Below are 13,669 nucleotides of genomic sequence, written 5' to 3'. Positions count from 1 at the left end.
AGTTTTGTATAACAAATTTAAAACATCTTAAAACATATATTCTATGAAATCAATTAAATTATCAATTTTTGCAGTTCTTTTGGCTTCTGCTTCTTTTGCACAAGTTAAAGATGCTAAGATAGCTCCTTCAAAAGAATTAAAAACAGAAACAGCAAAAGTAGTTCAAGCAACTCCTGCTGAAGTTAAAGCAACACCAATACCATCAACAATTAAGTGGGATCAGGAAATGCATGATTTTGGTGAAATTGAAAAAGGAAAACCTGTTACTTATGAATTTTCTTTTACAAACAATACTAAAGAAACTGTATTAATTACAAATGTAAGACCAGCTTGTGGTTGTACTGCTGCTAATTACACTAAAACACCTATTAAACCAGGTGAAAAAGGAATGGTTGCTGCAACTTTTAATGCTGCAAATGTTGGTGTATTTCAAAAATCTGTTACCATTACAACTAATGAAAATGGTGTAGATGCAGTTAAAACCTTATCTTTTAAAGGTAAAGTTCTAGATCCAAATTCAGACAAAAAAGAAGAGATAAAATCATAATATTATTAATTCAGCTTTTACATCTTATTAAACCACCTTACCAAAATAAGGTGGTTTTTTTATTAAAATGGAAACGATTTATATAAATACTCCTATTGGAATAATGAAATTACAAGGCAATGAAAGTGGAATTTCAAAAATTTGCCTGCTTAATGAAGCAATAGAAATATCAACTAAAATACCTAAGATATTTAATTCTTCAATCCAACAACTTAATGAGTATTTTGAAGGGAAAAGAACACATTTTACTTTTCAAATTAACCCCATTGGTACTGAATTCCAGAAAAAAGTTTGGCAAGAATTAATTAATATTCCATATGGGAAAACATGTTCATATTTAGAATTATCAAAAAAATTAGGAGATGTAAAAGCCATTCGTGCTGTTGCAGCTGCAAATGGTAAAAATCCCCTATTAATAATAATACCTTGTCATCGAGTTATTGGAAGCGATGGTTCTTTAACTGGTTATGCAGGAGGTTTATGGCGAAAAAAATGGTTATTGCATCATGAAAACCCTTTAAAACAAGAAAGTTTATTTTAGAATATTGATAATCCAAACGCTTTTTGTTATTTTTATAACGCAATCCTATAATTAAGTACATGAAATTTTTAGTAAAATTCTTCAAATGGTTTATCATTGTCCTAGCTAGCATCATATTATTGATGTATATTTTTAATGTTGATTATCTATTAAGGGCTGTGAAAACAATATACTTTAAAGGATATACAACTGCATTTCTTGAAGATTATAAAGAATTTCCTAATCGAGAAATTAAAAAAGGAATTGCACAACCTTGGGCAATTGCAACAGACTATAATACAATTCCAGCAACTGAAACACTTCAAAAGACTCATAAAGAACTTCAAACCATAGCTTATTTAATTATAAAAAATGATAGTATTTGGCATGAAAGTTACTTTGATGGATTTGATAAAAACGCTAAAACCAACTCTTTCTCAATGGCAAAAAGTATTGTTACTATGGCCATGGGGAAAGCTATAATGGAAGGAAAAATTAAAAGTTTAGATCAAAAAGTAATTGATTTTTTTCCTGAATTAAAAGGCCAATTTGCAAAAGAAGTCACCGTGGGTGATTTATCTTCAATGGCATCTGGTTTAAGTTGGGACGAAAAATATTATAGCCCATTTTCAATTGTAACACGTGCTTATTTTGATGACAATTTAAAAGAAATCATTTTAGGTTTAGAAATCAACGAAAAACCTGGGCAATCTTTTAAATACTTAAGTGGTGCTACTCAATTATTAGCAATGTGCATTGAAAAAGCCACTGGAGAACATTTATCAGATTATGTTTCGAAACATTTTTGGCAACCAATGGGAGCAGAAAACGAAGCTTTATGGCAATTAGACGAAGCACCTGATGGAATAGAAAAAGCCTATTGTTGTATAGCAAGTAATGCAAGAGATTTTGCACGATTTGGTAAACTATATCTAAACAATGGTAAATGGAATGATAAGGAAATTTTAGATAGTACATTTGTGAAAAAATGTATTACTCCTCGTTTTGAAAAAAGCCCAGAATATGGCTACGGTTGGTGGATGCACAACTTTTTAGGTAAAGATTTATATTATATGCGAGGACATTTAGGGCAATTTGTCATTGTAATACCTGAAGACAAATTAATTATTGTGCGATTAGGCCATTTAAAAGGAATACAAACTACATATGATCCTCATAGTGAAGATTTATACGTTTACGTTGAAGAAGCTTACAATATGCTTGAAAAAAAGAAAAAGAAATAATGAGCGGACATTTTTTTGCATTGAAAAATAGGGAGAAAATTAGTGAAGCAAAAAAGGCTTCTCTAAGAGCATCTATTAGCCATAAAAAAACAAATTTGATTAACAATACCGAAAGCAATTCAAATGTTGAAGAAGTTCAAATTTCAAGTAATGAATTAAATGAAATTAAAAAACAAATAAGATTAAAAATTAAAATTAGAGAAAATAAACAAAACTTGATGTTTGCTTTTAGTTTTTTTGCTCTTTTATTAATTCTTATTCTTTTAAGTATAAAATTTAACGTTTTTTGAAATTAACCATAAATACGAAAAAATGATAGAGAAAATAAATTTAAATAACATTTTATTTTTGGATATTGAAACGGTTCCTGAATATCACAATTATAGAGGATTAGATCATGAAACCCAACAACTTTGGGAACAAAAAACTCAATACCAAAGAAAAGATGAAGTTTCTGGTGAAGATTTTTATGAGCGTGCTGGAATTTGGGCCGAATTTGGAAAAATCATCACAATTTCCGTAGGATATTTTGTTAACAAAGCGGATATCCGAAACTTTCGTGTTACTAGTTTTTGGGGTGATGAAAAAAAAATATTACAAGATTTTTCAAATTTATTAAATACCCATTTCAATGGAGTACAACACCTTTTGTGTGGACACAATGCTAAAGAGTTTGATATCCCATTTATAGCAAGAAGAATGATTATAAACGGAATTGCTTTACCTAACAAACTAAATTTATTTGGTAAAAAGCCATGGGAAGTTCCACACTTAGATACTCTAGAATTATGGAAATTTGGTGATTACAAACATTTCACTTCATTAAAACTATTAACTAAAGTTTTAGGAATTCCTTCTCCAAAAGACGATATCGATGGTAGCGAAGTAGCTCATGTTTATTACGTTGAAAATGATATCGACCGAATCATAACTTACTGCGAAAAAGACGTTATTGCTGTAGCTCAAATTTTCTTAAGATTAAGACGTGAGGATTTGTTGGTGGAAGAAGAAATAATACATGTATAAATAAAAAGGGAGCAAATTGCTCCCTTTTTATTATATATCAACACATGATTAATTATTAATAACCACTTTTTTCGTTGTTTTTGCACTTCCATTTTGAATGCTCAACATATAAATTCCGTCAGATAAATTTTCAACGTTTAATGTTTCGAAATTATTTGAAGAAACTTTAGTAATAACTTTTCTTCCTTGAACATCAAATAATTCATAAGTAGTATCTCCTGTAACAGCTCCTGCTAAATCAATATTAACAGTTCCTTTTGCTGGGTTAGGGAAAACACTTAACGAATTAAATACATTATCATTTGAACTTAATGATGCAGTTACAGCACATATTTCAATTGTGAAATTAGAAATAGTTCCACCATCTCCATTAAATGGATCATCTACCAATAGTGTCCATACACCATCTGCATTTAAACCATTCAAATCACTTAAAGGAGAAAATGGTGCAATATCACCAGAAATAGCAGGAACACCTGTACATGCTGGTGGTGATCCAGAATCAATAAATCTACAACTAATATCGTCATTGTCTCCACATGGTTGTTGCAATAAAGTTACAATAGGGCTGCCAATAGAAGGAGGTCCTTGTAATGTTATTGTCATATCTTGAACATAAGTATGTGTCATATCAAATGAAACTCTCATTTCACCAATTGTTAAACCACCCGTAACAGTTACAGGTACACTTGCTGATGAATTAGCAACATCTGCCAATACAGCATCTGAAAAATCAGTAGCAGAAAAAGTATTTCCACAAGATAATATTCCGGTTCTAAATGAATTTACAACTGCCGAATTTTCATTTTCAGCACCACATCTATTAGAAGGTACAATTCTCCAATAATACATTGTATCTTGATTTAAACCAGAAACAATATAATTTGAATTTGATGTAGATTGATTTACTACATATGAAGAAAAAGTAGGACTAGTTGACACTTGAACCAAATGATTTTCAACATTTGAATTTGGTTGCCAACGAAGATTAACAGTAGTTGCTGTACCATTAAAACCATTAGTAGGTGATAAAATAGATACTGGAGCAAAAGTTCCACTATAAAGTTTCAAAAATTTAGTTCTTGTTTCTGTTTCAATTCCATTATTTCCAACGATACCCACACTATATTCACCAGGTGTAACAGCAGGTAAATTAGAAACTGTTAATGTTACAGTACCATTTGAACTTAAACTTGTTGGCGAAATAGAATAATTTGCCCCTGCAGGAATACCTATAGGTGAAAAATTAGTTGTTGTAGTCGTCCTATTTTGAATATAATCAAAAGTATAAGTTGCAGACTGATTTTCACATAATTCAACATCATCAGAATTTGAAATAATCCCAAAATTAGATGTAATTCCAGTAACAATTAATGAATAGTTTTGAGACCCTGATACTAATGTTCCCTTGTGTGATACTGAAATAACATAATCACCAGCAGTTGGATTATCAATTTTAATTATTTCAATATTATCAACATTATTATCTGAACTTCTTATGGCTAAAGAACTAGGATTTGATGGTAATTTCCAAGGATAAAAAGTTGTAACTCCATCTTTTGTGATTCTGATGTCTAAATCATTGACTAATACTGGTTCGGAATAATTATCTCCTAAATTACCATAATTAGCTTCTCCTGGTAAATCTGTCCATGTTATAGAAGCAATTAATGGATTTGATACACCCCCTTCTGAGGTAACAGTCATAGTAAATATTTCATCTTGCAATAATTTATTTTCTGAAATCCAAGAATTTAATCCATTTCCTGAAATTGTTTCTACTGCTTTTTTTGCATTTAAAAGTCCCCAACCAAATCTAGGATCAGGACCTACTACACCAGCATCATCAGCAGTATGGCAAGCTAATCCTCGCAAAGTTGCAGATTTCATAAAACTATTTGTTAAATTTTTATAATGTTGTTGCAATAATAATAATGTTCCCGCTACATTTGGGCTAGACATAGATGTCCCTGAATAAGTATCTGTTGCGGTATTATTTGTTGAAATTACAGATGTTACTCCAGTACCATTACCCGTAATATCTGGTTTAATTCTTCTGTCATCCGTTGGGCCTTGACTACTGCCAGAATTAATTGAAACACTTATCAAAGATCCATCTGTTGCTATATTTGCATCTTGAGCATTAGCTACTATTAATGTATTCTTTGATGTTTTATTTCCAGTTAATTTATCAAAACCTATAGAAATTGGATTTGAATTATTATTATTAAGACCATCATTTCCTGCTGACATAACAGGTAAATAATAAGGTGCTAAATAAGTAATCTCGTCCCAATTTCTTGCTGAAACCGTATATGCACCAATATACCATGCAGGTAAAACTGAAGTACCACTACCAATTGGCACTCCATATGAATGATTAGAAATTGTCATTCCTTCTAAAACTTCACTTAAAGCTTCTGATTCATCATTGTCCCAATTGAACGTTCTAGCAGTTGCTTGAGTAGCCATACCTTTAACGTTTGCTGAAGTTAAATCCCAAGGTAATGCAAGAATAGTTCCTGTAACATGGGTTGCATGACTACTATAAGAAGTTCCTGAAATATCATCAACAGTAGTAACTCTTCCACTAAATCCATTATGAGTTCTTCTTGCAGTACCACCGTCCCAAACTCTCGCAACCATGTTTTGTCCATCCAAAGAAAGTCCTAAACCTCCTCCAGTATTTAAAAAATTAGTTCGAGTTGATCTTGCAGCAGCAACATTATTTGTAGAATAATAAACTGGATAACCATCTGGGGTTAATTTCATTAATTCTTGAAAGGTCCCATCTTCTTTTTCAATAATAACAGGCCATCCATTAATTTTTGCAGCTTCATATGCTGCCTTTTTCTCAGCTTCCTCTTTCTTTTTATAAGTAACTTCTAATTCTTTAATTTTTTCAAAATCGTAATTCTTGATAATTTTATCTACATCTTCTTTCGTTTGAGAGAAAACCAATACAGAAAAAAGTATAGAAATAAACAGTAAAACTTTGATTTTCATATTAATTAGTAGGTTTGGTTAATGATTAATTAACAAATATAAAATTATTTATCTTAAATTCTAAAAATTAATATCGATTTAATATTTGTTGATTTAATATTACATTTACAAAAAATTAATTTTATGGTTTTAAGCAGATTTTGGTTGGTAATTTTTATTTCCTCCATCTTTTTTATTGTTTTTGGATTATTTTCATCTCAATACTATTCTATTGACTATGTGTTGAATGGCAAACAAGGCGAACCCCTTTTAATTGGAGAAAAGTATTTAAATGAAGTGCCAAAGTTTGTTAAAGACAGTTTAGAAAACGCTGATGATAAAACTTTCATAATAAATAATAACATTGCAGATGCTGATACGACCTATGTGTACAACAATCACACCGTAAAAATCTACAGCGGAAAACAAAAAGCCGATGGTTTACTTCCAATGACCAAAAGCAGTTTGTTTGACTTAATTTTACCATTAATTGCCTATTTAGCATTCTTTTGTGGTATTATGGAATTACTTATTATTTCTGGAGCATCTGAAAAATTGGCTAAAAAATTAAGCCCGTTATTTGCAAAAGTATTCCCTTCTATTCCTAAAAATCATGAATCGATTTCTTATATGACGTTAAACTTTTCTGCTAACTTTTTAGGATTAGATTCTGCTGCTACTCCGTTTGGACTTAAAGCCATGCAAAGTTTACAAGAACTAAACCCAGATAAAGACAGCGCTAGTGATGCCCAAATCATGTTTATGTGTTTACATGCGGCTGGTTTAACATTAATCCCAACATCAATTATTGGTTATCGTGCAGCAGAACATGCGGCAAATCCTGCTGATGTAATGTTACCATGTATTATTACGTCTTTTGTGGGAACTATTGCAGCTTTTATTTTAGTTGGAATTAAACAACGCGTTAATTTCAAAAGTGCTTCTTTATTAGCAGCTTTAATGGGAGTTATCGGTGCGATTGTGGGATTATTATTTTATGTTAATAGTTTAGATTTAATCGGAAAAAACTATTTTACTTCTAACCTTTCGGGATTATTGTTAATCTTAATTATAGGTGGAACGTTGATATTTTCTTTCGTTCAAGAAAAGAAATTCGTGGAACAAAAAACAACCATTTTCGACACTTTTGTAGCTGGAGCCAATAACGGATTAAAAACTGGGGTGACTATTTTCCCTTATGTAATGGGAATGTTAGTGGCGATTTCTTTATTCAGAAATAGTGGGTTATTTGAAATTATAGCCAATGGGATTTCCTTTTTATTTGCACATCTTGGGGTAGCTAAAGAAATCACGGATTCGCTTCCTGTGGCGATGTTGCGCCCTTTTAGTTCTGGTGGTTCACGTGGTTTTATGATTGATGCAATGAAGCAATTTGGACCCGATTCTTTAACCGGAAGACTAAGCTGCATTTTCCAGTGTAGTGCCGAAACGACTTTCTACGTAATTGCGGTTTATTTTGGAAGTATCAACGTGAAAAACACCCGTTATACTTTAGGAATGATGCTTTTAGTGGATTTAATCTGTGTGATTACAGCGATTTTTGTAGCGAGTTGGTTTTTTTAATTAGATTATGAGAAAATTTTTAATCCTTTATTCAGTCACACTCTTCATGTTATCATGTGATAAAGAGAGTAAATCTTCAAATGATAAGTATATTGGTGATTGGTATTTCGAAAAAGAACTTTACTCAGAGAAATTGAAAAATTCTCATCCTGTTCACCCAAATGAAAAAATAAATTTCTCAATAATTAATGATAGTATTTTGGATTTTAAAAGTGGTTTTTTTTATTTAATAAAAGATAGATTTACCCTTCCCGACAGCACTCTTGAGTATCGCTTTTCTTATTATTATCTTGGAACAGAAACTAAATATAAAATTGAAAATTCTAATATAATTTTTTACAATAAATCTGAAAACATTTGGGATACTATAAAAGTTATGGGTATTTCAAATAATGAAATTAAAATTAAAAATTATAATGACAGGATTTTTCAATTAAAGAAAATAGAAAAGGAATCCAATAATAATAAAGATGAATTTGATGCAATAATTGTGGATAGAAGTCCTTGTTTTGGTTCTTGTCCATTTAATTCAACTTATATTAATAGAAATGGGGAATTATATTTTAAATCATATGGTTCAAATACTGTATATGATAATTACTTTTCTAAATTAGATGAATATACAACAAAATTATTATTTAAATCTTTTGACAAAATTAATATTAATCATTTAAAAAATAGATATTCTATAAATGCAACTGATAGTCAAACAAATACGATATCATTCATAAAAAATAATAAAATAATTAAAACCGTTGAAACCTATATTGATTGTCCTGTAAATTTAGAAAAAGCAATAAATGAGTTAAGTTTTGCCTATCAAAAAATAAACTTAAAATATCAAGATAATTTTCCGTTTGATAATAAATTAATGAATACTTTTTTGTTTGATGAAAATTCAAAAATTTATTTTAAAGATTCAGAATTTTTTTTACTTGAAGTTGAATTGTTAAAAGGTAAAAAATATGAAGGGAAATTTAGAGAAAAATATACATTAAAATTTCATGAATGGACTTTGAAGAATACCATAAAAAAAATAACAACAGATGGGCAATATTATAAAATTGTATATTCTGATAATACTTCAAAAACAATTGATTTAGGCTACAACTTTATTGAACAAAATTCAATTATAAAAAACAATAAATACGAATAACAAGACAACTAAATAATCAAAAATCCGTAACTTTACCTTTCAAAACATACACACAATGGACTTTTTATATCAAGACCCGTATCCAATTTTAAAAGACGATACACAATACAAAAAATTAACTTCTGATTACGTAAAAGTGGAGCAACTTGGCGACAGAGAAATCGTAGTGGTTGACCCAAAAGGATTAGAGTTATTAGCGCAAGAAGCTATGAACGACGTTTCATTTATGTTGCGTTCGGCACATTTACAAAAACTAAGAAACATTATTGAAGACCCAGAAGCAACAGACAACGATCGTTTTGTGGCTTATAATTTATTACAAAATGCCGCGGTGGCAGTAGAAGGAAAATTGCCTTCTTGTCAAGATACTGGAACAGCTATTGTAGTTGCTAAAAAAGGAGAAAGTGTATACACCGGTGTTGATGATGGCGAATGGTTATCAAAAGGGATTTTTAACACCTACCAAAATAAAAACCTTCGTTACTCGCAAATTGTGCCGATTTCGATGTTTGAAGAAAAAAATTCGGGTTCAAACTTACCAGCTCAAATTGATATTTATTCCAAAAAAGGGAATTCGTATGAGTTTTTATTTTTAGCTAAAGGTGGTGGTTCTGCTAACAAAACGTTTTTATATCAAAAAACTAAATCCTTATTGAATGAAAAATCGCTAGATGAATTCATTCGTGAGCGCATTATGGATTTAGGAACAGCGGCTTGTCCTCCCTATCACTTAGCTATCGTTATCGGTGGAACTTCTGCGGAAGCGAATTTAGCAGCCGTGAAAAAAGCTTCTGCTGGTTATTATGACAATCTTCCAACTTCTGGAAACATGGCAGGTCAAGCTTTCCGTGATTTGGAATGGGAAAAACGTGTTCAGCAGATTTGTCAAGAAAGCTCTATTGGAGCCCAATTTGGCGGGAAATATTTAACACATGATGTTCGTGTAATTCGTTTACCTCGTCACGCAGCATCTTGTCCAGTGGGAATGGGAGTTTCTTGTTCGGCAGATAGAAATATCAAAGGAAAAATCACGAAAGACGGTATTTTCTTAGAGCAATTGGAAACGAATCCAGGTCAATTTTTACCTGAAACTGCTCCACATTTAGAGCCAGCGGTGGAAATTGATTTGAACAAACCAATGAAAGAAGTATTGGGAGAATTATCAAAATACCCAATCAAAACACGTTTGAAATTAAACGGAACTTTGATTGTAGCACGCGATATTGCTCATGCCAAAATCAAAGAATTATTAGATGCTGGAAAACCAATGCCAGAATATTTTAAAAATCACCCAGTATATTACGCAGGTCCTGCAAAAACTCCAGACGGAATGCCTTCAGGAAGTTTTGGTCCAACGACTGCTGGAAGAATGGACGTTTATGTAGACGAATTCCAAGCGGCTGGTGGAAGCATGATCATGTTGGCAAAAGGAAACCGAAGCAAAGACGTAATGAACGCTTGTAAAAAACACGGTGGATTCTATTTAGGTTCGATTGGTGGTCCTGCTGCAATTTTAGCAAAAGAAAACATCTTATCAGTTGAAGTTGTAGATTTCCCAGAATTAGGAATGGAAGCTGTGCGTAAAATTGAAGTAAAAGATTTCCCAGCGTTTATTATTACAGATGATAAAGGGAATGATTTCTTTATGAATCTTTAATCTTAAAATAAAGAGATTAGAAAATATACAAACCTGTAAGTCTTTCAACTTACAGGTTTTTTTAATTTCCATTTACTACAACATCAAAACATTCTTTTGTAGATAAATTAATTTTAAATCTAAAAAAACAAGGTCCACCATCATGAACTGTTCCAATAAAATATTTGAATGAATCTTTAGCTATTCCTGAACATGTGCAATTAACCCAAACTTCTATTTCGCCATTCTTGTTTTTTGTTGCTATAAACTGTTTCGAATAGTTGTCTGTTTTCTTCACTCCTTTGAAATAACTTGTTTTATTCATGTAAATTGGCAAAATAGAATCTATTGTAAGTAAATCATTTTCTGTTAATTCGTAAGGAATAGCTGTTTCGTTAAAATGATTATTTTGTTTTGATTGACTAAATGTAAAAGTTGTATAAGTTGGAAATTTTTGAAAATCAATTTTAGAATTTGAATTTATTTTCGAATTTAAGATTTCATATTTTTCATATTCATCGTTAGATTCAATAAAATTATTTTTTAAAACCCCATTAAAATTAAAATCACCATAACAAACAAGTGTGTCATTTACTAATTTATATTTTCCTTTAAGAATTTCATTTTTTATAGAATCAAATTCATATATACTTTTAAAAATGTAAGTGCTATCAGAATAAAGTCTAAAGTCAATTTTCATATTAAAAGACTTCATTTCAGCTTGTACTATTTCTGTTTTCTGTTTACAACTAAACAAAAAAAGAGTAAAAAGTAAGAAGCTAAAAAATCTTATCATAATTTAAAAAAACTTTATGAGATTCCTTCGGAATGACAAACAATGTGTAAAACACTGAACACTTCAAACTGAACACTGAACACTTTCAAGTCTACTCTACAAACAACACCAATCCTTTTAAATAATGACCTTCGGGATGGTAAATATTCGTTGGGTGATCGGGTCCTTGTTCTAATTTGTGTAAAACTCTGATGTTTCTTCCGGTTTCTATGGCTGCTGCGGCAACTGTATTGTAAAATAAAACATCGTCAATGACTTGAGAGCACGAGAACGTGAATAAAATTCCGTTTGGAGCTAAAGCTTTTAAACCTGCAATGTTTAAACGTTTGTAGGCTTGCGTTGCGGTGTGTTTACTTTTGATGCTTTTTGCAAATGCGGGTGGATCTAAGACAATTACATCATAAATTTGATGATTCTCTTTCATGAAGTTGAATACATCATCAGCTACAGCTTTATGGTTGGCGTTTGGAAAATTCAATTCCATATTACTAGCAGCCAAATCCACCGCTTTTTGAGAAATATCTACCGAAGTTACCAACTCAGCTCCCGCGCTCATGGCGTAAATTGAAAATCCGCCTGTGTAGCAAAAGGTGTTTAATACTTTTTTACCTTTTGAGAATTCGCCTAGTAATTTTCGGTTTTCACGTTGGTCTAGGAAGAAACCTGTTTTTTGACCTTCTACCCAATTTACCGAAAATAAAATGTTGTTCTCTTTCGCAACCGCTTCTGCTTTATTTCCAAATAAGAAATAATCGGTTCCTCTATTAGGTAAAGTTCCTGAACTTTTACAATAAATGGTTTCGCAAAAATCTGAGAAATTGATTTGAATCGCTTTTGCAATTTCCGCCATTTGAAGAAAAATTCCAGTAGAATGGGCTTGAATTACCCAGTTCTTATCGTAATAGTCAATGATTAATCCTGGAATTCCATCTCCTTCTCCGTGAATTACACGAAAAGCATTCGTAACTTCTAAATTCAATAATTTCAATCGCAACTTCCAAGCCGATTGCAATTTTTCATTCCAGAAATTCTCAGAAAAAGTTTCATCGCCGAAAGTCAAAATTCGAACTACGATACTTCCTTTATCACTGAAATATCCCGTTCCTAAATGATTGTTTTTCGAATCGACTACATCTACCATTTCGCCATCATTAATTTCACGACTCACGCCATAAACCGCACCACTGAAAATCCAAGGATGACGACGTTGAATAGATTTTTCTTTACCTGATTTTAGAATTACTTTTGGTAAGCTCATTTTTCTTGAAAATATTACCGCGGATTCGCAGATTATTATTTGTTTTTTATTGGATTAAATAGAAGTAAAAAGCAGATCCACAGATGTTAAAAATTGTAATCTGCGAATCTGCGGTAAACAAAAAATTTATTATTAATCGATTTTCATTTCAGGAATATCTCCTTCAATGATTAATTCTGCTTCTGTTGCTTTAATAACATCTTCAACTGAAACGCCTGGTGCTGTTTCTAACAATTTGAAACCTCTTGGAGTAATTTCTAAAACTGCTAATTCTGTAACTACTTTTTTCACACAACCAACACCTGTTAATGGAAGTGTACATCTTTTTAGAATTTTAGATTCTCCTGCTTTATTAACGTGCATCATAGCTACGATAATATTTTCTGCCGAAGCTACTAAATCCATAGCACCACCCATTCCTTTTACCATTTTTCCTGGGATTTTCCAGTTGGCAATATCACCATTTTCAGAAACTTCCATAGCTCCTAAAATCGTTAAATCTACTTTTTGAGCGCGAATCATTCCGAAACTAAATGCTGAGTCAAAGAAACTGGCTCCTGGTAAAGTGGTGATGGTTTGTTTTCCTGCGTTTATGATATCCGCATCTTCTTCTCCTTCAAAAGGGAAAGGTCCCATTCCTAAAACCCCATTTTCAGATTGAAATTCAACTGAAATATCGGTACGAACATAATTGGCAACTAAAGTTGGGATTCCGATTCCTAAATTAACATAGTAACCGTCTTTTACTTCTTGTGCTATTCTTTTTGCGATTTGATTTTTATCTAATGCCATAGTATAATGTGTCAATGTGATAATGTGTCAATGTGCCTATTTTTATGTGTCAATTTGAAAATGTGTCAATGTGTCAATTAATTTTATTGACTAAATGGCTCATCGTCTAAATGGCTCATTTGCAT

11 protein-coding genes are annotated in these 13,669 nt (G+C 31.4%); 7 read left to right on the top strand and 4 right to left on the bottom strand.

Translation table 11 applies throughout. From position 1 onward, the window contains the following. Nucleotides 1–43 precede the first annotated feature (43 nt). The 4 genes from LOS86_RS00665 (at nucleotide 44) to LOS86_RS00650 (ending at nucleotide 3,337) form a co-directional block, all read left to right on the top strand. Nucleotides 44–547, top strand: coding sequence for a DUF1573 domain-containing protein (locus LOS86_RS00665; protein ID WP_231842748.1), 504 nt, complete (start codon nucleotides 44–46; stop codon nucleotides 545–547). A gap of 67 nt (nucleotides 548–614) precedes the next feature. Next, entirely contained in the window at nucleotides 615–1,088 is a 474-nt protein-coding gene (locus tag LOS86_RS00660; RefSeq protein ID WP_231842747.1) for a methylated-DNA--[protein]-cysteine S-methyltransferase, read from the top strand. Nucleotides 1,089–1,147: 59 nt separating this feature from the next. After that, nucleotides 1,148–2,311 carry a serine hydrolase domain-containing protein gene (locus tag LOS86_RS00655; protein ID WP_231842746.1) on the top strand — a complete coding sequence of 388 codons (1,164 nt, stop codon included), beginning with the start codon at nucleotides 1,148–1,150 and terminating at the stop codon, nucleotides 2,309–2,311. A 312-nt stretch (nucleotides 2,312–2,623) separates the two neighbouring features. Continuing rightward, entirely contained in the window at nucleotides 2,624–3,337 is a 714-nt protein-coding gene (locus tag LOS86_RS00650; RefSeq protein ID WP_231842745.1) for a 3'-5' exonuclease, read from the top strand. A 48-nt stretch (nucleotides 3,338–3,385) separates the two neighbouring features. Here the strand turns inward: LOS86_RS00650 and LOS86_RS00645 are convergent, their stop codons facing one another. Further along, nucleotides 3,386–6,343 carry a S8 family serine peptidase gene (locus tag LOS86_RS00645; RefSeq protein WP_231842744.1) on the bottom strand — a complete coding sequence of 986 codons (2,958 nt, stop codon included), beginning with the start codon at nucleotides 6,341–6,343 and terminating at the stop codon, nucleotides 3,386–3,388. A gap of 123 nt (nucleotides 6,344–6,466) precedes the next feature. On the opposite strand from LOS86_RS00645, the gene LOS86_RS00640 reads away from it, so the two are divergent. Genes LOS86_RS00640 through LOS86_RS00630 form a run of 3 tightly spaced genes read left to right on the top strand, consistent with a single transcriptional unit; the run spans nucleotide 6,467 to nucleotide 10,719 of the window. Beyond that, nucleotides 6,467–7,906 carry a spore maturation protein gene (locus LOS86_RS00640; RefSeq protein WP_231842743.1) on the top strand — a complete coding sequence of 480 codons (1,440 nt, stop codon included), beginning with the start codon at nucleotides 6,467–6,469 and terminating at the stop codon, nucleotides 7,904–7,906. Between the two features lie 7 nt (nucleotides 7,907–7,913). After that, the gene (locus LOS86_RS00635) at nucleotides 7,914–9,062 is read left to right on the top strand and encodes a DUF6438 domain-containing protein (RefSeq protein WP_231842742.1); all 1,149 of its coding nucleotides are present in this window, start codon (nucleotides 7,914–7,916) and stop codon (nucleotides 9,060–9,062) included. 55 nt (nucleotides 9,063–9,117) lie between these two features. Then, a complete protein-coding gene (locus tag LOS86_RS00630; RefSeq protein ID WP_231842741.1) occupies nucleotides 9,118–10,719 on the top strand; it encodes a fumarate hydratase in 1,602 nt (533 codons plus the stop codon). Between the two features lie 61 nt (nucleotides 10,720–10,780). On the opposite strand, the gene LOS86_RS00625 is transcribed toward LOS86_RS00630, so the two are convergent. From LOS86_RS00625 to LOS86_RS00615, 3 genes are all read right to left on the bottom strand, one after another. Further along, entirely contained in the window at nucleotides 10,781–11,398 is a 618-nt protein-coding gene (locus LOS86_RS00625) for a hypothetical protein (protein ID WP_231842740.1), read from the bottom strand. A 187-nt stretch (nucleotides 11,399–11,585) separates the two neighbouring features. After that, a complete protein-coding gene (locus tag LOS86_RS00620) occupies nucleotides 11,586–12,752 on the bottom strand; it encodes a class I SAM-dependent rRNA methyltransferase (RefSeq protein ID WP_231842739.1) in 1,167 nt (388 codons plus the stop codon). A 132-nt stretch (nucleotides 12,753–12,884) separates the two neighbouring features. Further along, complete coding sequence (locus tag LOS86_RS00615; RefSeq protein ID WP_231842738.1) at nucleotides 12,885–13,544, bottom strand: CoA transferase subunit B; 660 nt, start codon at nucleotides 13,542–13,544, stop codon at nucleotides 12,885–12,887. Nucleotides 13,545–13,669 lie beyond the last annotated feature (125 nt).

This window comes from Flavobacterium cyclinae (genome assembly GCF_021172145.1).
GTDB lineage: Bacteria > Bacteroidota > Bacteroidia > Flavobacteriales > Flavobacteriaceae > Flavobacterium > Flavobacterium cyclinae.
The sequence above is the reverse complement of the archived record's forward strand: the minus strand, read 5'-3'. Positions and strand labels throughout refer to the sequence as shown.

Coding starts and splice junctions, on each gene's coding strand:
- LOS86_RS00665 (WP_231842748.1), top strand. CDS start 44: ATGAAATCAATTAAATTATCAATTTTTGCAGTTCTTTTGGCTTCTGCT.
- LOS86_RS00660 (WP_231842747.1), top strand. CDS start 615: ATGGAAACGATTTATATAAATACTCCTATTGGAATAATGAAATTACAA.
- LOS86_RS00655 (WP_231842746.1), top strand. CDS start 1,148: ATGAAATTTTTAGTAAAATTCTTCAAATGGTTTATCATTGTCCTAGCT.
- LOS86_RS00650 (WP_231842745.1), top strand. CDS start 2,624: ATGATAGAGAAAATAAATTTAAATAACATTTTATTTTTGGATATTGAA.
- LOS86_RS00645 (WP_231842744.1), bottom strand. CDS start 6,343: ATGAAAATCAAAGTTTTACTGTTTATTTCTATACTTTTTTCTGTATTG.
- LOS86_RS00640 (WP_231842743.1), top strand. CDS start 6,467: ATGGTTTTAAGCAGATTTTGGTTGGTAATTTTTATTTCCTCCATCTTT.
- LOS86_RS00635 (WP_231842742.1), top strand. CDS start 7,914: ATGAGAAAATTTTTAATCCTTTATTCAGTCACACTCTTCATGTTATCA.
- LOS86_RS00630 (WP_231842741.1), top strand. CDS start 9,118: ATGGACTTTTTATATCAAGACCCGTATCCAATTTTAAAAGACGATACA.
- LOS86_RS00625 (WP_231842740.1), bottom strand. CDS start 11,398: ATGAAAATTGACTTTAGACTTTATTCTGATAGCACTTACATTTTTAAA.
- LOS86_RS00620 (WP_231842739.1), bottom strand. CDS start 12,752: ATGAGCTTACCAAAAGTAATTCTAAAATCAGGTAAAGAAAAATCTATT.
- LOS86_RS00615 (WP_231842738.1), bottom strand. CDS start 13,544: ATGGCATTAGATAAAAATCAAATCGCAAAAAGAATAGCACAAGAAGTA.